A 21,511-nucleotide genomic window follows, 5' to 3' on the forward strand; every position below is an offset into this window, starting at 1 on the left:
AAAAACAATCCAACATGAAGAGGCCGGTGACTAGACCACCGGCCCCCTCATCTCAAAGTCCCTGCTCGGCGAACGGCACGGCGAGGGCCAGGGCCTGGTCCAGCGCGGCGACGTCGACGCCACCACCCTGGGCCATGTCCGGGCGACCACCACCCTTGCCACCTACCACCGCGGCAGCTTGTTTCATCAGGTCGCCAGCCTTGAGTTGGCCGGAGAGGTCCTTGGTCACGCCAGCCACCAGCACGACCTTGCCCTCATGCTCGCTGCCCAGCAGGATCACTGCGTGGCCGAGCTTGTTCTTCAGTTGATCGACGAGCGCCAGCAGGGCCTTGCCGTCCTGCCCATCCAGGCGGGCGGCGAGAACCTTGGCACCCTTGACCTCAACAGCCGCATTGGAGAGATCGTCCCCGGCGGCGCTGGCGGCCTTGGCCTGCAGCTGCTCGAGCTGCTTTTCCAGCTGGCGGTTGCGCTCAAGCACAGCCGACAGCTTGTCGATCAGGTTGTCGCGATTGCCCTTGACCAGCTGCGCGGCTTCCTTGACCTGCTCTTCGGCAGCGTTCAGGTAGGCCAGCGCGGCGGCGCCGGTGATCGCTTCGATACGGCGCACGCCAGAGGCCACGCCGCCTTCGCTGATGATCTTGAACAGGCTGATGTCGCCGGTGCGCTTGGCATGGATGCCACCGCACAGCTCGACGGAGAAGTCACCGCCCATGCTCAGCACACGCACGGTGTCGCCATACTTCTCACCGAACAACGCCATAGCGCCCTTGGCCTTGGCGGTTTCGATATCGGTCAGCTCGGTCTTCACCTCGGTGTTGCGACGCACTTCGCGGTTGACGATGTCTTCCAGGGCCTTGATCTGCTCTGGCTTGACCGCCTCGAAGTGACTGAAGTCGAAACGCAGGCGCTGGCTGTCGACCAGCGAGCCTTTCTGCTGCACATGCTCGCCCAGCACCTGACGCAGCGCTTCGTGCAGCAGGTGGGTGGCGGAGTGGTTCAGCGAGGTGGCGTGCTGCACGTCTGCATCGACGCGGGCATCAACCGTGGCGCCGACAGTCAGCATGCCGCTGGCGATCACGCCGTGGTGCAGGAATGCGCCACCGGTCTTGGTGGTGTCACGCACATCGAAGCGCGCGGCGCCAGCCTGCAGGTAGCCGGAGTCACCCACCTGGCCGCCGGACTCGGCGTAGAACGGGGTGCGATCAAGAACAACCACGCCCTCCTCGCCTTCTGCCAGTTGCTCGACGGCCTGGCCGCCCTTGTACAGGGCGATGACCTTGCCCTGGCCTTCGGTAGCGTCATAGCCGAGGAAGTCGGTGGCGGTGTCGACCTTGACCAGGCTGTTGTAGTCCATGCCGAAGGCGCTGGCGGAGCGAGCACGCTCACGCTGGGCTTCCATTTCGCGCTCGAAGCCGGCTTCGTCGATGGTCAGCTCGCGCTCGCGGGCGATGTCGGCGGTCAGGTCCATGGGGAAGCCATAGGTGTCGTACAACTTGAACACCACGTCGCCCGGCACGACCTTGCCCTGGAGCTGGGCCAGGTCTTGCTCGAGGATGCGCAGGCCTTGCTCGAGTGTCTTGGCGAACTGCTCTTCTTCAGTCTTGAGTACACGCTCGATGTGCGCCTGCTGGCCTTTCAGCTCAGGGAAGGCTTCGCCCATCTCCGTGACCAGCGCGGCGACGATCTTGTGGAAGAAGCTGCCCTTGGCACCCAGTTTGTTGCCATGACGGCAGGCGCGGCGAATGATGCGACGCAGCACATAGCCACGGCCTTCGTTCGAGGGCAGCACGCCGTCGGCGATCAGGAAGCCGCAGGAACGGATGTGGTCGGCAACCACTTTCAGGGATGGCTGTTCGTCGTTGCTGCAACCGATGGCTTGGGCGGCGGCGGCCAGCAGGCTCTGGAACAGGTCGATCTCGTAGTTCGAGTGCACGTGCTGCATCACCGCACTGATGCGCTCCAGGCCCATGCCGGTGTCCACCGACGGCGCAGGCAGCGGGTGCAGGACGCCGTCGGCGGTGCGGTTGAACTGCATGAAGACGTTGTTCCAGATCTCGATGTAGCGGTCACCGTCTTCTTCCGGCGAGCCGGGTGGGCCGCCCCAGATGTCGGCGCCGTGGTCGTAGAAGATCTCGGTGCATGGGCCACATGGGCCGGTGTCGCCCATGGTCCAGAAATTGTCGGAGGCGTACGGGGCGCCCTTGTTGTCACCGATGCGCACCATGCGCTCGGCCGGCACGCCGACTTCCTGGGTCCAGATGTCGTAGGCTTCGTCGTCGCTGGCATAGACGGTGACCCACAGCTTCTCTTTCGGCAGGTTCAGCCACTTCTCGGAAGTGAGGAAGGTCCAGGCAAAGGTGATGGCGTCGCGCTTGAAATAGTCGCCGAAGCTGAAGTTGCCCAGCATCTCGAAGAAGGTGTGGTGACGGGCGGTGTAGCCGACGTTTTCCAGATCGTTGTGCTTGCCACCGGCACGCACGCACTTCTGGCTGCTCACGGCGCGGGTGTAGCCGCGCTTTTCCTGGCCGAGGAAGCAGTCCTTGAACTGGTTCATGCCGGCGTTGGTGAACAACAAGGTCGGGTCATTGCCCGGAATCAGGGAGCTGGAGGCGACACGAGTATGCCCCTGCTCTTCGAAGAAGCGGAGGAAGGCTTCACGGATTTCTGCGCTTTTCATAGGTTCTTCCACGGAAACGGCGGCCACACGTCGAATCGACGAAACGACGGCAAAGGGCGCCATTATATCCAGCCTGAGCGACGGATGCAGTGGGTTTATAAGAGGAAACCATCAATCCGGGATGAAATGACCTTCATTTCCGGTGTCCGTGCCCTCGCGCGGGATAGATTTATGTAGTGTCTGTGCACGCGCCTGCGCTCCGAGAATGGCCACACCATTTAACTGAAGATGGAGCACACATGCCCAGCACTGACAGAATCAAGATCGGCACGGCTGCTGATGCCATTCACACCACCCGCGCCATTCCCTATGAGGACGCGATCCTCAGCGTGGAAACACTGCCATCGCCACCGATCGCGGCCAGCCCGTGCGTATTGATTACGCTCAAGGCGTCCAGCGTCAAGCTGAACATTCATCGCGGTGTGGACGGTGTATCCCTGAGCATGCCGGCCGCCTACTACTTCATTACCCTGGACAAGCGGGAGGACGTGCAGGTGCGCACGGGTGACGGCGATGACACACTAGAGCTCAGCGCGGAAAGCGACAGCGTAATCGCGATACAAACCGGTGCTGGCAACGATGTAATTCACGGCAATACAGGCACAAATGGCAATATTGTCGTCGATGCTGGTGCGGGCAACGACTACATGGAAGTGTCAGGCTCCGGTATCGCAACACTGTACGGCGGCAGCGGTAACGACGTGATGCGGGCCAACACCTCTCAAGCCAGCCTGTTCGCAGGCGAAGGGGATGACATCCTCGAAAGCCACGGCGCCTCGATCATCAGCGCGCCGAGCGGCAGAAACCGCATCACCTGCAAGGTGGGTGGCGACCAGGTCTACAGCAACGCGGATTCCCAGATCATCGCAATCAGTGGTGGCGTCGCCTTTCCCACTGCGGGCGCGCATGCCGGCTACCAGGCGATCAGTATCGATGGCGATATCACCTATCACAACCGCGTGAGCGATCTACTCGCGCTGCTGGCCACAACCAAGGCCGGCAACAGGCTACTGACGAGCCTCGATGTCAGCGGCGCCCAAATCACCATCAAGGAGATCGGTTCGCTGGACAATGCCTACTATGAGCCCTACGACGTCCACCTCGTCCCCTCCGTTCGCGGCATCGCTCAAGCAGGTGACAGGCAACAGGCCGGCAGCATCGGCTTCAACCCCCTCACGCAAAAATCCAACACACCCGCTGCAGTAATCCTGTTTCACGAACTCTGCCACGCCTGGAACCATGCCAATGGCACGGTCTTGCCAGACCATGAAAACCAGGTCACAGGATTACCAACGGCGGATAGCTTCGATTTCGATGGCGATCCCAATACCCCGCCGACCAATACCAACCCCGATCCCTTCAACGAAAACGCTTTGCGCCACGAGCTCGGCCTGCCACGGCGCAATACCTACTGACGGGCCATCGATCACTCACACCAGCTGACGCCCATCATTGGGCACCACCAGAATCCCCGCCCTAAGGCCATTCTTGACCTTGGGGTTGGGGAAAATGATCCGCGCCCCCTCCTCCTCGACCACCCAGCGCGTCTCGGCCAGGTCTTCGGCGAGCAGATAGCCCTTGCTCAACTCGGAGAAGTTTTCGATGTCCGCCGGCAGGTGCAGGTGGAAGCTGTCGCTGTGCTTGATGATCTCGCGCGCGACGCTGAACAGTTTGAGCCCATCCAGGGACTGCTCGGTGTTCGGCTCGGAATCTTCGATCAGCTGGATCAGACGGTTCTCGAGCTTGTCGAGATTGACCTCGTCGTTCTGCCCGAACGGACGAGCTTTGCCCAGCTCCAGAGTGAAGGCTTCGGCATCCAGCTGCTCGTAGGTGAAAGCACTGAAGGTGATCGACGACTTGCTCTGCAGCAATACCGCCTCCATTCCGGCCGCAGCCAGGCGAGCCAACTCGCGGCGGGAGTGCTTGCGACCTTCCTTGTACGGATAAAGCGCGAACTGCTCGATCCTCGACCCGCGAATGGCGGTATGCAGGTCGTAGTGCAGGCGGGTGCGCTCGGGCTTGCTGAAGAATACCCGGGCGAACTGTTCGAGCTCCGCGGCGCGCAATGCCTCGAAGCCACTGGAGAGTTCGTGGCGACCATTGAACAGGCGATTGATGTCCTGCTCGATGAAGCGCTCGCCCTTGCGGATCGCCGCCGGGTTGCCGAACAGGAACAGCACCCGCGCACGGGGCTCGATCTTGCCGTTGGCAATACCGTGCAGCAACCGCTCGAGCAGTTCGATCGGCGCCGTCTCATTGCCATGGATACCCGCCGACAGCAGCAGGTCGCGCTCGCAATCATCCTTTTCGGGCGGGCGCACTTCCAGCGCGCCCTCCCCCAGCCAGCGCAGACGCACGCCCCCGGTGGTCACTTGGGTCTTCTCGGCCGGTTCGTGACCGGTCAGGGTCAGCTCAAGCAGTTTGCCAAGGGCAAGCATAGGCGCTTCCTTAGTGGTGGTGGCCGCAGTCCGGGCCATGGACATGGTCGTCGTCACCGGCAACGTCGGCCGGCTCCATTTCCAGCTGCAGGCTGACCAGGTTGGTGGCCATCGGGCGCAGCAGCAGGTTGGCGTACTCGGTATCGTCTTCCTCGACATCGACGCCAATCAGCAGTTGGCCGCGACCATCCTGCTGGATCCACACTTCCTTGCCTTGCCAGACCACGGCAAAGCGGGTGCAGGAGGTTTCCAGCTGGGTGCCGTCTTCATCTTCCAGGATCAGGCGCAGGGCGTCGGACATTGCAATTTCTCTCTATCAAGGTTGGCGTTGGAACGGATAGACCGAGCCCAGCTTGAGAATCTGGGTCAGCTCATCCAGGGCTGCGCGGCATTCCACCAGCAACTGCGGGTCAGCCAGGTCCGCTTCGCCGAGGCGATCGCGGTAGTGCTTGTCGACCCACTGCACCAGGGTGTCGTACAGCGAGGCGGTCATGATAACGCCTGGATTGACCGCTGCCAGTTCGTTTTCCTTCAATGCCACACGCAGGCGCAGGCAAGCCGGGCCGCCGCCGTTCTGCATGCTCTGCTTGAGGTCGAACACCTTGACCTCCTTGACCGGGCCGCCCTGGCTGGTCAGCTGGCCCAGGTAGGCCCAGACACGCTCGTTGTTGCGGCACTCTTCTGGCACCACCAGCAGCATCGAACCGTCTTCGCGACTGAGCAGCTGGCTGTTGAACAGGTAGGAACGAACTGCGTCCTCCACCGTCACCGCTGCGCGTGGCACGCAGATGCCCTGGAAGTTGCCGCCTTTGCTGGCCAGTTTAGCCTGCAACTGGCCGAGCACCGCGTCGGTCTCGAGGAAGGCGTCCTCGTGGTAGAACAGCACCTCGCCGTTGCCCACCGAGATCACATCGTTGTGGAACACGCCCTGGTCGATCACCGCCGGGTTCTGTTGAGCGTAGACCACACCACCATCGCTCAGCCCGTGCAGGCGAGCGACAGCCTGCGAGGCTTCCAGGGTCTGGCGCGCCGGATATTTCTGCGGCGCGGGATAGCGGCTGTCGAAGGCACTGCGGCCATAGACGAAGAATTCGACGCCGGCCTCGCCGTAGGCGCGGCAGAAGCGGGTGTGGTTGGCCGCGCCTTCGTCACCGAACTGCGCCACGGCTGGCAGCGCTTCATGGTGGGCGAAGACCTTGTCATCGCTGAACATGGCACCGAGCACGCGGCTGGTGGTCGGGTGCTCGATGCTGCGATGGTACTTGCAGTTGAGGTTGGCGGCGGTGAAATGCACACGACCGTCGGCCGTGTCGGCACTCGGGCTGACGGTGGCGGCGTTGGCCACCCACATGCTCGACGCCGAGCAACTGGCAACCAGCAGCGGCATGGCCTCTTTCGCGGCACGCTGGATCACTTCGGCATCGCTGCCGGTGAAACCCAGGCGACGCAACGCAGCGACATCCGGGCGCTCCTGCGGGGCCAGCACGCCCTGCTTGAAGCCCATTTCCATCAGCGCCTTCATCTTCGCCAGACCCTGACGCGCGGCTTCGCGCGGGTTCGACCCCTGCTGGCTGTTGCTCTGCGAGGCCACGTTGCCGTACGACAGGCCGCCGTAGTTGTGGGTCGGCCCCACCAGGCCATCAAAATTCACTTCAAAGGATTTCATCGGCAAGGCTCCGAGACCTGTTGTTATAGGGTGACGCCCGGCGTCAGGGTCGCCGGCAGTGCAAGGCTCGCGGTCTCCAGCGAAGCCACGGGGTAGGCGCAGTAGTCCGCCGCGTAGTAGGCGCTGGCGCGGTGGTTGCCACTGGCGCCGACGCCACCGAACGGCGCGCTGCTGGCGGCACCGGTCAGCTGTTTGTTCCAGTTGACGATGCCGGCGCGGCTGCGCAACCAGAAGTGCTGATAGCGGGCGTTGGAGTCCGACAGCAGGCCGGCGGCCAGGCCGTACTGGGTGTTGTTGGCTTCCTCGATCGCCGCGTCGAAGTCGGCGTAGCGAATCACCTGCAGCAACGGGCCGAAGAATTCTTCGTCAGGGCGCCCAGCCACAGTGGTGACATCGATGATGCCTGGCGTGAGCAAGGCGGCCCCGGCTTGCGGCTGGGTCATTTCCAGCAGCGCCACGGCACCCTGGCTGATCAGCTGGGCCTGGGCGGCCAAAAGCGCTTGGGCAGCTTGCAGCGAGATCACCGAGCCCATGAACGGCGCGGGCTGCTGGTCGAATGCACCGACACTGATGCCGCGGCTGACGTCAACCAGGCGTTGGATGAGCGCATCACCCCACGCGCCCTGCGGCACCAGCAAGCGGCGGGCACAGGTGCAGCGCTGGCCGGCGGAGATGAAGGCCGACTGGATGATGGTGTAGACCGCGGCGTCCAGGTCCTTGACCTCGTCGACCACCAGCGGATTGTTACCGCCCATTTCCAGGGCGAGGATCTTGTCCGGACGACCGGCGAACTGCTGGTGCAGCAGGTTGCCGGTGCGGCTGGAGCCGGTGAAGAACAAGCCATCGATGCCTGGGTTGGCGGCCAACGCCACGCCGGTTTCGCGGGCGCCTTGAACCAGATTGAGCACACCGGCCGGCAGGCCGGCTTCGACCCAGCACTTGACCGTCAGCTCAGCGACCTTTGGTGTCAGCTCGCTAGGTTTGAAAACTACGCAGTTGCCTGCCAGCAGCGCCGGAACAATGTGTCCGTTGGGCAGGTGGCCGGGGAAGTTGTACGGGCCGAACACCGCGACCACGCCATGGGGCTTGTGTCGCAGCACGGCGGTAGCATCCGCCAGCGGGCCGCTCTTCTCGCCAGTGCGCTCACGGTAGCTCTGCACCGAAATCGCGACTTTGTTGACCATGCTGGTCACTTCGGTGGCCGACTCCCACAGAGGCTTGCCGGTTTCTTCGCCGATGCAACGTGCCAGCTCATCGGCGCGGGCCTTGAGCTTGTCGGCAAAGGCCTCCAGCACACTGACACGCGCTTCCAGGCTCAGCGATGCCCAGGCGGGGAACGCCTGGCGGGCAGCCTGAACGGCAGCCTCGACCTGGGCGACATCGGCGCCCTGCCCTGCCCAGATCACCGCCTGGCTGACGGGATTGAGCGATTGCAGGGCTTCGCCCTGGCCGGCCAGCCACTGGCCTGCGATGTAATGCGTGGTCATTTATTGAGCCTCCCGGCCTGCGGACAGCGGTACCGCGCGCACATTGTCGCCAGCCCCCAGGCGCAGGCGCTTGGCGGTCTGCGGGTCGACCACCAGGGTACCGGCCGCCAGACGTGCGGGCGCCGCGGTAATACGGCAGTCTTCGCGCTTGCGGTTATGGATGATGTAGGGGGTGGCGTCGTCGCCCGGCGTGCCCACGGCCAGCACCAGGGTCTCGCTGTCGCGCACGGCGCGGATCTTCGAGGTCTCGCACTCGATGGCCGGGCCTGCGTCGAAGATGTCGACGTAGCCCTGGTAATTGAAGCCTTCGCGCTTGAGCATGGCCAACGCAGGCTCGGTGTCGGTGTGTACGCGGCCGATCACATCACGCGCCGCTTGCGACAGGAAGCAGGTGTACAGCGGGAACCTGGGCATCAGCTCGGCGATGAACGATTTGTTGCCCACGCCGGTGAGGTAGTCGGCCTGGCTGAACTCCATCTTGAAGAAGTGCCGCCCCAGGCTTTCCCAGAACGGCGAACGGCCCTGCTCGTCGGACATGCCGCGCATTTCGGCGATGATCTTGTTGCCGAACAGTTCGGGGAACTCGGCGATGAACAGCATGCGCGCTTTCGACAGCAAACGGCCGTTGAGGCCCGTGCGGTGATCACCGCGCAGGAACAACGAGCACAGCTCGGAATTGCCGGTCAGGTCGTTGGCCAGGAACAGCGTGGGAATCTCGCGGTAGATGTTCAGCTCCTGCGAGGCGCTGACGGTCAGACCGACCCGGTAGTTGTACCAGGGCTCACGCAGGCCGACGGCACCGGCGATGGCACTGATGCCGACCACCAGGCCCTCGTCGTTCTCCAGCACGAACAGGTAGTCGGTGTCACCACGCTCGGCTTCGCCACGGAAGCTTTTCTCGGCCCAGCCGACACGCTGGCCGAGGCGTTCCTCGTTGGCGGGAAGCGTGGTCAGCCCGGTGGTGCCAGTGCTGCGGGCCAACTCGATCAGCGCGGGTAAATCGCTGCTGCGTACAGGACGAACGATCATGCTATCTCCTTGTGCGGCGGTCTGTGCCCGCCGCGAAACTCTCTGTTCCGGCGTCTCAGACCGCGACCAGGCGCACGCTGGCGCCCTCGCCGACACCCAAGGCCTCGGCGGCTTCGCTGTTCAGGCTGACCGGCTTGCCCGGCACCCAGTCCAGCTCCAGCAACACCGCGCGGTAATCCTGCAACTGGCCATTGCACACCAGGTAGGGTCGCCCGCCTTTGATCGGGGCGTCGTCGAGCTTGACCGGCACCACGCGGCTCTGGGCGATGGAGCGAATGCCCGAGGTGCGTGCATGCAAGGTTGGCCCGCCGTCGAAGATGTCGATGTAGTGCTCGGTCTCGAAGCCTTCGCGCATGAGGATGTCGAAGGTGATCTGCGCACGCGGGTGGACCTGGCCCATGGCCTCCTGCGCCGCATCGGGCAGCAGCGGCACGTAGATCGGGTAGTGCGGCATCAGCTCGGCGAGGAAGGTGCGGCTCTTCAAGCCGCACAGGCGTTCGGCGTCGGCATAGTTGAGGTCGAAGAAGTTGCGGCCTATGGCATCCCAGAACGGCGATTCGCCCTGCTCGTCGCTATAGCCGACGATTTCGGTCACCACCGATTCGGCGAAACGCTCGGGGTGGGCGGCCATGAACAGCAGGCGCCCACGGGAGTTCAGCTCGGCGAAGGCACTGCTCACCAGCTCCGGCACCACATAGAAACTGGTCAGCAGGCTGTTGCCGGTCAGGTCGTGGCACAACGACAGGACGTGGATCTTGTTGTGGATCTTCAGCTCGCGCGAGGCGTGCACGAAGGTCTCGTTGCGAAAGCTGTAGAACGGCTCGGAGTAGCCGGCCGAGGCGACAATGGCCGAGCAGCCGACCAGCTTGCCGGTGGCACTGTCCTCGAGCACGAAAAAGTAGCTCTCCTCGCCATTGAAACTGACTTCGGCGGCGAAGGAGGTTTCCGACGCGGCGATCTTGTCGCCCAGGCGGCCGGTATCGTCCGGCAGCGAGGTGACACCAATGGGGCTGTCGGCAGCCATGCGCTGCACTTCGTTCAGATCAGCCATTTGCGCGGGGCGCATCACCAGCATGGTGTCACTCCTTTCGGGAAAGCGGGCCGATCACATCGGCACGGAAAAACGGCGGGCACACGCCACTACCTGCAAGCAGGTGCCCACACTGGAATTCAGGTATCGCCGGCCCCGCTCAGGGCCGACGAGCGAACCGCGGGCTCAGCCCTGGGTCAGTTTGCGCACGGCACGCTCGAAGCGGGCCAGGCCTTCATCGATGTCAGCATCCTCGACCACCAGGCTAGGGGCGAAGCGCACCACATCCGGGCCGGCCTGCAGGACCATCACGCCTTCTTTTTCGGCGGCGTTGAGGATGTCCTTGGCCTTGCCCTTCCAGCTGTCGCTCAGCACGCAACCGATCAGCAGGCCGACGCCACGCACCAGGGTGAACAGGCCGGTCTCCTGGCCGATCTTCTCCAGGCGGGTCTTGAAGCGCTCATGCTTGGCCTTGATACCCGCCAGGGTTTCCGGAGTGTTGACCACGTCCAGCACGGCGCAGGCCACGGCGCAGCCCAAGGGGTTGCCGCCGTAGGTGGTGCCGTGGGTGCCGACTGCCAGGTGCTTGGCGATGTCGGTGGTGGTCAGCATGGCACCGATCGGGAAACCGCCGCCCAGGCTCTTGGCGCTGGTCAGGATGTCCGGCGTCACGCCGTAGTGCTGGTAGGCGTAGAGCGAGCCGGTGCGGCCGACGCCAGTCTGTACTTCGTCGAAGATCAGCAGGGCATTGTGCTCGTCACACAGCTTGCGCGCGCCTTCAAGATAGGCTTTGTCGGCCGGAACCACACCGCTCTCGCCCTGGATGGGTTCGATGACCACCGCGCAGGTCTTGTCCGAGATCTGGGCCTTGAGCGCTTCCAGGTCGTTGTACGGGACGTGGCTGATGCCGGTGATTTTCGGGCCGAAACCGTCGGAGTACTTGGGCTGCCCCCCGACACTGACGGTGAACAGGGTGCGGCCGTGGAAACTGTTCACGGTGGCGATGATTTCGTGCTTTTCAGGGCCGAAGCGGTCGTGGGCGACACGACGGGCCAGCTTGAAGGCAGCCTCGTTCGCTTCCGCACCGGAGTTGCAGAAGAACGCGCGCTCGGCGAAGGTCGCGTCCACCAGCTTGTGCGCCAGGCGCAGGGCCGGTTCGTTGGTGAAGACGTTGGAGACGTGCCAAAGCGTATTGGCCTGCTCGGTCAACGCCTTGACCAGTGCCGGATGGCAGTGACCCAGGGCGTTCACGGCGATGCCGCCGGCGAAGTCGATAAGCTCGCGACCCGACTGGTCCCAGACGCGGGAGCCCTCGCCACGCACGGGAATGAACGCCGCAGGGGAGTAGTTCGGCACCATGACCTGGTCGAAATCGGCACGTTGCACCGGGGCTTGCTCAACGGACATCTGAGTCTCCTGAAGAGGAACGCTGGCCTGGAAGTGGCGAGCGATGAGGGGGATTGTAAGGACTGATCGGCGCCTGTCCTTGCTGCCAGGCGACAACTTGTTACAGCGCCAAACCCAGTTTTGACAAGGTTTTCGGCAATGCGACAAACAGTGTCGCAATAGCGCAGTGTACGGGAGAGAAGAGGCTGGGTGAACGGGCGTTCACACGACAGGGGAAGGCTCGCGGACGCAGGGCGCCACCCGCGCGGCGCATCGCGGATAAATCCGCTCCTGCATCCGTCGCCCTGCCTGCCAACCGAGGGACAGGCGGGGCGACAGCAGCACCAACCGATAAATCGCGCCGATGGCTTATCTACCATGGCCACGTTGCAACGTGTAGGAGCGGATTTATCCGCGATGCGCCGCACCGGCGGCGCTCGATCCAGGCTCCCCCGCAAAACCCCAGGCATGCACCCCGAAGATCAACCGCGCTCGGCCGGCGCCGAACTCAGCTCGAAGGGGCTGCTGCTGCGCCGCTGGTTGCGGTCTTCACGAGGGGTAGCGCCAAAGAAGTTGCGGTACGCACTGGAGAAGTGCGGCCCGGAAGAGAACCCGCACGACAAGCCGATCTGGATGATCGACTTGCTGGTCTGCATCAGCATCTGCCGCGCCTTGTTCAGGCGCAGCTCCAGGTAGTACTGGCTGGGGACACGATTGAGGTACTGCTTGAAGATCCGCTCCAGCTGGCGACGGGACACGCACACATGCTGGGCGATCTCGTCGGTGGTCAGCGGCTCTTCGATGTTGGCCTCCATCAGCAGCACCGCCTGGGTGAGCTTCGGATGACTGGAACCCAGGCGATTCTGCAGCGGGATGCGCTGGCGCTCTCCCCCTTCGCGAATACGCTCGACCACCAGTTCCTCCGACACCGCCCCTGCCAGCTCGGCGCCATGATCGCGCGCCAGCACCGCCAGCAGCAGGTCGGTCACCGCCATGCCGCCACAGGCTGTCAGGCGATCCCGATCCCAGTCGAACAGGTGGCTGGTGGCGATCACCTTGGGGAAGCGTTCGGCGAAATCGTCCTGCCAGCGCCAATGCACCGCCGCCCGGTAACCATCGAGCAAACCCAGCGCCGCCAACGGATACACCCCGGCGGACAGGCCACCGATCATGCAACCACTGCGCGCCAGCTGCTTGAGCGCGCTCGACAGCGCCGAGCCGACGGCGGCTGGCGGCTCGTCAGCCAGCAGGAACAGCTTTTGACACCCTTCCAAACGGCCATTCCAGGGCTCGCCCGGCAGACGCCAGGCGCCCTCCTGCCCCACTTCGGCCTGGAGAAAAGCCAGCTCGTAGACCACATCCGGATGCACCCGCTGGGCCACCTGCAACACCTCTTCAGCCAATGCGAGCGTCAGCGGCCGGGTGCTGGGCCAGATGAGAAATCCGATTCGCTGGGTGGTCATAGGGCGTGGTCCGAAACCTGGGAAGGAGGGGTCGCGCTTGTGGCGCCGGGGCATGCTGCGTGCGTTGCGCAGCATGCCCCAATCTGGTGCAAAAGTGCAGCGTTTACTTCAGGCTGCCGGAGAGGAACTGCTTGAGCCGTTCCGACTGCGGATTGACCAGCACTTCACGTGGGCAACCACGCTCTTCAACCAGGCCCTTGTGCAGGAACACCAGCTGGTTGGAAACCTCGCGGGCAAAGCCCATCTCGTGGGTGACCACGACCATGGTGCGACCTTCCTGTGCCAGCGACTGCATGACCTTGAGCACATCGCCCACCAGCTCCGGGTCCAGCGCTGAAGTGGGCTCGTCGAACAGCATCACCTCAGGCTCCATGGCCAGGGCGCGAGCGATAGCCACGCGCTGCTGCTCGCCGCCGGACATGTGGCCGGGGAAAGCGTCCTTGCGATGCGCCACACCAACCTTGGCCAAGTAGTGCTCGGCCTTTTCCAGCGCTTCCTTCTTGTTCACGCCCAGCACATGCACCGGCGCCTCGATGACGTTCTCCAGCGCGGTCATGTGCGACCACAGGTTGAAGTGCTGGAACACCATGGACAGGCGCGAGCGCATGCGCTGCAACTGCTTCGGGTCGGCGGCCTTGAGCGCGCCGTCCTTGCCCGCCACCAGCTTGAGCTCTTCGTTGTTGAGCAGGATCTTGCCCGCGTGCGGCTGCTCCAGCAGGTTGATGCAGCGCAGGAAGGTGGATTTGCCCGAGCCGCTGGAGCCGATGATGCTGATCACGTCGCCTGCCTTGGCTTCGAGGGAGACGCCCTTGAGCACCTCATGGCTGCCGTAGCGCTTGTGCAGGTCTTGGATTTGGAGTTTGTACATGCTGTCGGATCTCACAGAGCGGTCAGTGCTTGCGCGGCGCCAGGTAGCCGAGCCAGCGGCGTTCGGCCATCTTGAACAGGCGCACGAGGATGAAGGTCAGGCACAGGTAGAACACGCCCGCCGTGATGTAGGCCTCGAAGGGCAGGTAGAACTGGGCGTTGACCGTGCGCGCGGCGCCGGTGATGTCGATCAGGGTGACGATCGACGCCAGGCTGGTGGTCTGCAGCATCATGATCACTTCGTTGCTGTACTGCGGCAGCGCGCGGCGCAGCGCGGAAGGCAACAGGATGCGGCGGTACATCTTCATGCGCGACATGCCGATGGCCTTGGCCGCCTCGATTTCGCCATGGGGCGTGGCCTTGAGGCTGCCTGCGATGATCTCGGCAGTATAGGCGCTGGTGTTGATGGCAAAGGCCAGGCAGGCGCAGAAGGTCGCGCTGGACAGCCATGGCCACAGGAAGCTCTCGCGCACCGCCTCGAACTGGGCCAGGCCGTAGTAGATCAGGAACAGCTGCACCAGCATCGGGGTGCCGCGGATCACGTAGGTGTACAGCCAGGCGCTCATGTTCACCAGCGGCTGTTTCGACACCCGCATCAGGCCCAGCGGAATGGCCGCCAGCAGGCCGAAGAACAGCGACAGCGCCAGCAGCTTGAGGGTGGTCAGCAAGCCGCCGAGGTACAGCGGCATGGCCTCCCAGATCACGTTGTAGTCGAAGATCATAGCTCAACCGCCTTGACGCCCACCGAGTAGCGCTTCTCGAGATACCGCAACGCCAGCAGCGAGACACTGGTCAGCACCAGGTACAACGCCGCCACCGCCAGGAAGAAGGTGAAGGGTTCGCGGGTGGCATCCGCCGCCTGCTTGGCCTTGAACATCATGTCCTGCAGGCCGACCACCGAGATCAGCGCGGTCGCCTTGGTCAACACCAGCCAGTTGTTGGTGAAGCCCGGGATCGCCAGGCGGATCATCTGCGGCACCATGATGCGGAAGAACACCTGCACACCGCTCATGCCGTAGGCCGCGCCCGCCTCGGCCTGCCCCTTGGGGATACCCAGGAAGGCGCCGCGGAAGGTTTCCGACAGGTAGGCACCGAAGATGAAGCCCAAGGTGCCGATACCGGCGACCAGTGGGTTCAGGTCGATGTAGTCGTCATAGCCGAGCAGCGGCGCCACACGGTTCAGGAGGTCCTGGCCGCCATAGAAGATCAGCAGGATCAGCACCAGGTCGGGGATGCCACGGATCACCGTGGAGTACAGGTCACCCAGCCAGGCCAGCCAGCGTACCGGCGACAAGCGCAGCGCCACACCGACAAGGCCGAGGACGATGGCCAGGGCCATCGACGACAAGGCGAGCTGCAGCGTCAGCCACGCCCCGTCGAGGATGACTGCCCCATAGCCTTTCAACATGATTCGGATTCCTCAGGGCTTGGGAATGAAAAATGGTGCAAACCTCAGAGATTCTGCTGTTTGCACCATTGCACGGTGAAACTCGACGGCTTAGTTCGAATCAGGGCCGTAGATGTCGAAATTGAAGTACTTGGCTTCGATCTGCTTGTACTTGCCGTTCTTGCGGATAGCGTCGATGGCCGCATTGATGCGGTCGGCATTTTCCTTGTCGCCCTTGCGCACGGCGATGCCAATACCGTCACCGAAGTACTTGGAGTCGGTGAATGCCGGGCCGACAAAGGCGAAGCCCTTGCCGGCGTCGGTTTTCAGGAAACCGTCTTCCAGCAGGGTGGCATCGGCCACGGTGCCGTCGAGGCGGCCGGCCGCGACGTCCAGGTAGATTTCGTTCTGGGTGCCGTAAGGCACGACGGTGGCGCCTTTCGGTGCCAGGACTTCCTTGGCGAAGCGGTCGTGGATCGAACCGCGCTGCACACCGATCTTCTTGTCCTTCAGCTCAGTCAGGCCTTCGCTGACGGTAGAACCTTCCTTCATGACCAGACGAGCCGGGGTCAGGTAATAGCGTTTGCTGAAGTCGACCGATTTCTTGCGATCGTCAGTGATCGACATGGACGACAGGATGGCGTCGATCTTGCGCACTTTCAGCGCTGGGATCAGGCCGTCGAATTCCTGCTCGACCCAGGTGCACTTGGCTTTCATCTCTTCGCACAGGGCATTGCCGATGTCGTAGTCGAAGCCGGCGATGCTGCCGTCGGGCTGCTTGAAGGCGAACGGTGGGTAGGCGGCTTCGATACCGATCTTCAACGGTTTCTCATCGGCGTGCGATACCAGGGAAAACACGGAAAGCGCCAGGGCGCCAAGCAGTGCGAGCTTCTTCATCAGGTAACTCCATCGGTACGGGGCAATACAAGGCAGTTGTAACGGCTGCCCGATATGCGAATGGGTACAACGCGAGCCGCGCAGGGTTCGACCAAGGTCGCAGACCACGAGCGAGTGAATGGCATTTTAGCGACAGCCCGGTAGTCGATATTTCTTCAAAGCGACAACTAGTTACAGAAGCGCCAGGAACCGCGGCGGGCGATATTGACAGCTCCTGCGGATTATGCAAGAGCAAAAGAAAAATAACCTATACCCCAAGCAATAAGCGGGCCCATTATTGGCAAACCCTTGTAGCTCGGCAAGTGCAGCATGCCGCGATGCACGAAATGCTCGCAGAAACGCCCCACAATCGCACATGAATGTTTCCGCAAGCCCCGCTTTCGTGCGCAGACGGTGACAACCATGGTTACCGATGAATGTCGGAGTAACAGCCTGTTCAGTAAAGCAAAAACCCCGCCGATTGCTCGGCGGGGCTTTATATCGAACTTGTAGGAGCCGGCCTTGCCGGCGAACCACCTTCAGGCCGACGCCAGGTTCATCGCCTTGTGGGTATCGATCAGGTGCTGCACCACACCCGGGTCGGCCAGCGTCGAGATATCACCCAGCGCGTCGTATTCGGCCGTGGCGATCTTGCGCAGGATGCGGCGCATGATCTTGCCCGAGCGGGTCTTCGGCAAACCGGGCGCCCACTGGATCACGTCCGGCGAGGCGATCGGACCGATCTCCTTGCGCACCCAGTTCTTCAGCTCCAGGCGCAGCTGCTCGCTCGGCTCCTCACCGGCATTGAGGGTGACGTAGACATAGATGCCCTGCCCCTTGATGTCGTGCGGCACGCCCACCACCGCCGCCTCGGCGACTTTCGCGTGCGCCACCATGGCGCTTTCGATCTCGGCGGTCCCCATGCGGTGCCCGGACACGTTGAGCACGTCGTCCACGCGGCCGGTGATCCAGTAGTAGCCGTCTTCGTCGCGACGGGCGCCATCACCGGTGAAGTACATGCCACGGAAGGTCTTGAAGTAGGTGTCGACGAAACGGTCGTGGTCGCCGTACAGCGAACGCGACTGGCCCGGCCAGGAGTCGAGGATCACCAGGTTGCCCTCGGCGGCACCCTCGATCAGGTTGCCCAGGTTGTCCACCAGCGCCGGCACCACACCGAAGAACGGACGGGTCGCCGAGCCCGGCTTCAGCGCAGTGGCCCCCGGCAGCGGGCTGATCAGCACACCACCGGTCTCGGTCTGCCACCAGGTATCGACGATCGGGCAGCGCGCCTTGCCAACGGTCTTGTAGTACCAGTTCCAGGCCTCGGGGTTGATCGGCTCGCCCACCGAACCCAGCAGGCGCAGGCTGGAGCCATCGGCACCGGCCACCGCCGCCTCGCCTTCGGCCATCATGGCGCGGATGGCGGTTGGGGCGGTATAGAGGATGTTGACCTTGTGCTTGTCGACGATCTTCGACACGCGGGTGATATCCGGATAGTTCGGCACACCTTCGAACAGCAGCGTGGTGGCGCCATTGGCCAGCGGGCCGTAGACGATATAGCTGTGCCCGGTGACCCAGCCCACGTCGGCGGTGCACCAGTAGACCTCGCCCGGGCGGTAGTCGAACACCCGCTCGTGGGTCAGCGCGGCATAGACCAGGTAGCCACCGGTGGTGTGCAGCACACCCTTCGGCTTGCCGGTCGAGCCGGAGGTATAAAGGATGAACAGCGCTTCCTCGGCGCCCATCTCTTTCGGCGCGCAGTGGCTGGAGGCGACCTTCATCAGGTCTTCGTACCAGATGTCGCGGTGCTGGTGCCAGGCGATGTCGCCACCGGTGCGCTTGCACACGATGATCTTCTGCACACTGCTGGTTTCAGGGTTGGTCAGGGCCAGGTCGACGTTGGCCTTGAGCGGGGTGCGACGACCACCACGCACGCCTTCGTCGGCAGTGATCACCACTTTCGACTTGCAGTCGATGATGCGCCCGGCAAGCGCTTCCGGCGAGAAGCCACCGAACACCACCGAATGGATCGCACCAATACGGGCACAAGCCAGCATGGCGACCACCGCCTCGGGGATCATCGGCATATAGATAGTCACCACATCGCCACGGTGCACGTCCTGGCCACGCAGGGCGTTGGCGAACTTGCAGACCTGTTCGTGGAGCTCGCGGTAGGTGATATTGCGGTGTTCGGAAGGGTCGTCGCCTTCCCAGATGATGGCGACCTGGTCACCGCGCTCGGCAAGGTGGCGGTCCAGGCAGTTGTAGGAAACGTTCAGAGTGCCGTCGGCGAACCACTTGATGTCGACATGGTGGTCGTCGAACGAGGTCTGCTTGACCTTGGTGAAGGGCTTGATCCAGTCCAGACGCTGGGCCTGCTCGCGCCAGAAGCCGTCCGGGTTGATCACCGATTGCTGGTACATGGCCTTGTAGGTGGCCTCGTCGGTCAGGGTACTGGCCGCAACCTCGGGACGAACGGGATACAGTGGAGCCGCACTCATCTGTGTTACCTCGGTGTAATAGTTGTTTTTGTATGGAATCGTTTGTAACTGTACCAGAGCGGCAAAGACCATTCGACGTTGGTAGTAACGTGACAGACGGAAAACCCACCCTCCTGGCGCGACCGCTCTAATCCGCGGTACTGCGTCATCCAGGCTGTGGCACCAGGCAGTTTTCCACGGGATTGTTACAGATTCTGTCAAAAGACTTTATCAAAACCCCCTCTGTTTCAGCCCAGGGCACGCTCCTAGAATTCACCTCGCCAGCAACGGCAACGCGATTAACTTGGTAACAGCCCCCACGAAGGCAACGTTAATCCGCACCTCATCCTGATAGTTGAAACTTGTTGTACTCGCGGCGCCACAAGCGCCGCGTGCCCCCTCACGACCTTAGACAGGTAAATAGAAAATGAAAGCTTTACTGGTATTGGCACTTGGCGGTTTTTGCGGCGCGGCGTTGGCCGGCGAAGCAAAAGATGCCGAGCAGATTCCGGTTGAACAGTACAGTTACTCGCAGCACCTGGACATCGCCCGTGTTCTTTCCATGAGCGAAGTGCCAAACGTCTGCGAAGTGGTGCCCGCCCGCATGACCTATGAAGATTCCAAGGGCCAGAAGCACATTCTCGAATACCGCGTGATGGGGAACGGCTGCTCCAACGGCTGAGCCTTGATACCCATCGCGGCACAAGCCCGCTCCCACCCCGACCGCGCCAACCTCAAGCCTTGCGCGATCCCTGTAGGAGCGGCCTTGCGCCGCGAAAGGGCTGCGTAGCGGCCCCAGAGTTTCAGTAGTAAACAAAGATCGCCGGGGCCGCCTTGCAGCCCTTTCGCGGCACAAGGCCGCCCCTACAGCGGGCAGGTACAGCTGGAAGACAGCCCCCACGATTGCTATTGGACGCTAAAGCTTTTAAAAACTCACTCAGCCGACTTGCTCAACGAATAATCCCGCAACTTGTTGGCAATCGTCGTGTGCGAAACTCCCAATCTTTTCCCCAGCGCCCGGCTACTTGGAAACTCGCTCATCAAACTTTCCAACACCGCCTTTTCAAACCGCCCGACAATCTGCGAAAGATCGCCATCCAGGGAGAATTCCCCCAGCGGCTGGCGCGCACCATAGTCCGGCAAACGGATATGTTCGCTTTTCACCACACCGCCTTCGCACAATGAAACCGCCTGGAACAACACGTTCTCCAATTGCCGCACATTACCCGGCCAGTGGTACTGGCTGAGTTTGTCCATCGCCGACGACGCCAAATGCGGCATCGGGCAGCCGATCTGCCGGCTGGCCTGGTCGAGGAAATGCTGCACCAGCCCTTCCAGGCCATCCATGCATTCGCGCAACGGTGGAATGTGCAGCGACAGCACGTTGAGGCGATGGTAGAGGTCCTGGCGAAACTCGCCACGGGCGCACAGCTCGGACAAATCGACCTGGGTCGCGCAGATCACCCGTACATCCAGGTACACCTCTTCGTCGCTACCCACCCTTCGGAAACAACCATCCTGCAGGAAGCGCAGCAACTTGACCTGCAACCGCGGGCTCATCTCCCCCACCCCATCGAGGAACAGCGTGCCACCCGCCGTCAGCTCCAGCAGCCCAAGCTTGCCCTCCGCCCGCGCCCCTTCGAATGCCCCCGGCCCATAGCCGAACAGCTCGGTCTCGGCCATCGACTCCGGCAGGCCCGCGCAGTTGAGCGCCATCAGCGGCGCCTGGCCACGGGGGCTGGCCAGGTGGCAGGCACGCGCCAGCAATTCCTTGCCGGTCCCCGTCTCCCCTTCGATCAGCAATGGCGCATCCAGCGGCGCCATGCGCCGCGCCTCGCGCACCACCGCAGCCATTACCCGCGAACTCTGGAAGATGCTGTCGAACCCGCGCAGCTCTTGCTTGCGCACGTTGTAGATGCGCTCACCGATGCGGTCGGCGCGATGCAAGGTGAGCACGGCGCCAGCCAAGGCCTCGCTTTCGTCATGCTCGGACTGCAGCGGCGCGATATCGGCCAGGAATACATCGCCCTTGACCTTGATGCGCAAGCCGTTGATTCGCGACTTGTTGGCCCGCACCAGCTCAGGCAGGTCGAAATCCTCGACATAGCGCGACAGCGGAATACCCGGCACCTCGTCCACCCGCACCCCGAGCAACTGCGCCGCGCCACGGTTGGCGGCGACGATGCTGCCACCCATGTCGATCGACAGCACCGGGAAGTCCAGCGCCCCCAGCAACGCATTGAGTTCCATGTGCCGCCGTTCGCTGGGCATCAACCCCACGCGCTTGACCCCGAACACCCCGGCGATCGACTCGAACTTCGGCCGCAACGCCTGGAACTGCAGGTTGATCAGGTTCGGGCAGTGCAGATAGATGGCGTTGCCATGATCACCCCCCACCTCGCCGCGCAACACGTTGATGCCGTACTCCACCAGCAGGTTGAGGATGTCTCGCAGGATGCCGATGCGGTTCTGGCAATGCACTTTGATACGCATGAAAGCTCTCGAAGCGGCCAGGTTTTTCCTTGGCACGCAGAAAATTCGTAAAGATAAGCTGACAAAAACAGCGGAAAGGCCAGCTCGATGCCCGTGATTTTCCGGCACCACGGTGATTTTGTAAAATTATCGTTACAAAACCAGGATGAGCGGCGGACGAAAACCACCTTGCCACCCCGTGCAAAGCGGCGAATGTAGGGATATCTCTAAAGGTATGTCCTGCACATAACAA

The 21,511-nt window shown here is 62.8% G+C and carries 17 protein-coding genes; 2 read left to right on the forward strand and 15 right to left on the reverse strand.

From position 1 onward, the window contains the following. Positions 1-52 precede the first annotated feature (52 nt). Positions 53-2,677 carry an alanine--tRNA ligase gene (alaS, locus tag P5705_RS03385; protein WP_277459561.1) on the reverse strand — a complete coding sequence of 875 codons (2,625 nt, stop codon included), beginning with the start codon at positions 2,675-2,677 and terminating at the stop codon, positions 53-55. A gap of 239 nt (positions 2,678-2,916) precedes the next feature. Here alaS and P5705_RS03390 point away from each other — a divergent pair, with 239 nt between their 5' ends. Next, on the forward strand, positions 2,917-4,092 hold the full coding sequence (locus P5705_RS03390; protein WP_277459562.1) for a M91 family zinc metallopeptidase: 1,176 nt from the start codon (positions 2,917-2,919) through the stop codon (positions 4,090-4,092). A gap of 15 nt (positions 4,093-4,107) precedes the next feature. On the opposite strand, the gene astE is transcribed toward P5705_RS03390, so the two are convergent. From astE to acs, 13 genes are all read right to left on the reverse strand, one after another. Next, positions 4,108-5,115, reverse strand: coding sequence for a succinylglutamate desuccinylase (gene astE, locus P5705_RS03395; RefSeq protein ID WP_277459563.1), 1,008 nt, complete (start codon positions 5,113-5,115; stop codon positions 4,108-4,110). A gap of 10 nt (positions 5,116-5,125) precedes the next feature. Beyond that, positions 5,126-5,416, reverse strand: coding sequence for a hypothetical protein (locus tag P5705_RS03400; RefSeq protein ID WP_011534960.1), 291 nt, complete (start codon positions 5,414-5,416; stop codon positions 5,126-5,128). A 15-nt stretch (positions 5,417-5,431) separates the two neighbouring features. Beyond that, on the reverse strand, positions 5,432-6,781 hold the full coding sequence (astB, locus tag P5705_RS03405) for an N-succinylarginine dihydrolase (RefSeq protein ID WP_277459564.1): 1,350 nt from the start codon (positions 6,779-6,781) through the stop codon (positions 5,432-5,434). Positions 6,782-6,804: 23 nt separating this feature from the next. After that, positions 6,805-8,268, reverse strand: coding sequence for a succinylglutamate-semialdehyde dehydrogenase (gene astD, locus P5705_RS03410; RefSeq protein WP_277459565.1), 1,464 nt, complete (start codon positions 8,266-8,268; stop codon positions 6,805-6,807). Further along, on the reverse strand, positions 8,269-9,297 hold the full coding sequence (gene astA / locus P5705_RS03415; RefSeq protein WP_240064333.1) for an arginine N-succinyltransferase: 1,029 nt from the start codon (positions 9,295-9,297) through the stop codon (positions 8,269-8,271). It lies immediately after the preceding gene. A 55-nt stretch (positions 9,298-9,352) separates the two neighbouring features. Then, the gene (aruF, locus tag P5705_RS03420) at positions 9,353-10,372 is read right to left on the reverse strand and encodes an arginine/ornithine succinyltransferase subunit alpha (protein ID WP_277459566.1); all 1,020 of its coding nucleotides are present in this window, start codon (positions 10,370-10,372) and stop codon (positions 9,353-9,355) included. Positions 10,373-10,513: 141 nt separating this feature from the next. Continuing rightward, on the reverse strand, positions 10,514-11,734 hold the full coding sequence (locus P5705_RS03425; protein WP_277459567.1) for an aspartate aminotransferase family protein: 1,221 nt from the start codon (positions 11,732-11,734) through the stop codon (positions 10,514-10,516). Between the two features lie 461 nt (positions 11,735-12,195). Further along, on the reverse strand, positions 12,196-13,176 hold the full coding sequence (gene argR, locus P5705_RS03430; protein WP_277459568.1) for a transcriptional regulator ArgR: 981 nt from the start codon (positions 13,174-13,176) through the stop codon (positions 12,196-12,198). A gap of 103 nt (positions 13,177-13,279) precedes the next feature. Then, complete coding sequence (locus P5705_RS03435) at positions 13,280-14,044, reverse strand: ABC transporter ATP-binding protein (RefSeq protein ID WP_011534967.1); 765 nt, start codon at positions 14,042-14,044, stop codon at positions 13,280-13,282. A 22-nt stretch (positions 14,045-14,066) separates the two neighbouring features. Then, on the reverse strand, positions 14,067-14,765 hold the full coding sequence (locus P5705_RS03440; RefSeq protein WP_277459570.1) for an ABC transporter permease: 699 nt from the start codon (positions 14,763-14,765) through the stop codon (positions 14,067-14,069). Continuing rightward, the gene (locus P5705_RS03445) at positions 14,762-15,451 is read right to left on the reverse strand and encodes an ABC transporter permease (RefSeq protein ID WP_277459571.1); all 690 of its coding nucleotides are present in this window, start codon (positions 15,449-15,451) and stop codon (positions 14,762-14,764) included. The genes P5705_RS03440 and P5705_RS03445 overlap by 4 nt, the downstream gene beginning before the upstream one ends. A gap of 90 nt (positions 15,452-15,541) precedes the next feature. Next, positions 15,542-16,327, reverse strand: a complete 786-nt coding sequence (locus P5705_RS03450) for an ABC transporter substrate-binding protein (protein WP_277459572.1) — start codon at positions 16,325-16,327, stop codon at positions 15,542-15,544. Positions 16,328-16,845: 518 nt separating this feature from the next. Next, a complete protein-coding gene (acs, locus tag P5705_RS03455) occupies positions 16,846-18,807 on the reverse strand; it encodes an acetate--CoA ligase (protein WP_277459573.1) in 1,962 nt (653 codons plus the stop codon). A 406-nt stretch (positions 18,808-19,213) separates the two neighbouring features. Here acs and P5705_RS03460 point away from each other — a divergent pair, with 406 nt between their 5' ends. Next, positions 19,214-19,468 (forward strand): DUF2790 domain-containing protein, encoded by a 255-nt coding sequence (locus P5705_RS03460; protein WP_277459574.1) that lies wholly within the window; start codon positions 19,214-19,216, stop codon positions 19,466-19,468. A gap of 251 nt (positions 19,469-19,719) precedes the next feature. Here the strand turns inward: P5705_RS03460 and P5705_RS03465 are convergent, their stop codons facing one another. Then, a complete protein-coding gene (locus P5705_RS03465; RefSeq protein ID WP_277459575.1) occupies positions 19,720-21,279 on the reverse strand; it encodes a sigma-54-dependent transcriptional regulator in 1,560 nt (519 codons plus the stop codon). Positions 21,280-21,511 lie beyond the last annotated feature (232 nt).

Origin of the sequence: Pseudomonas entomophila, from assembly GCF_029478665.1 — a bacterium.
GTDB classification, from domain to species: Bacteria; Pseudomonadota; Gammaproteobacteria; order Pseudomonadales; family Pseudomonadaceae; genus Aquipseudomonas; species Aquipseudomonas entomophila_F.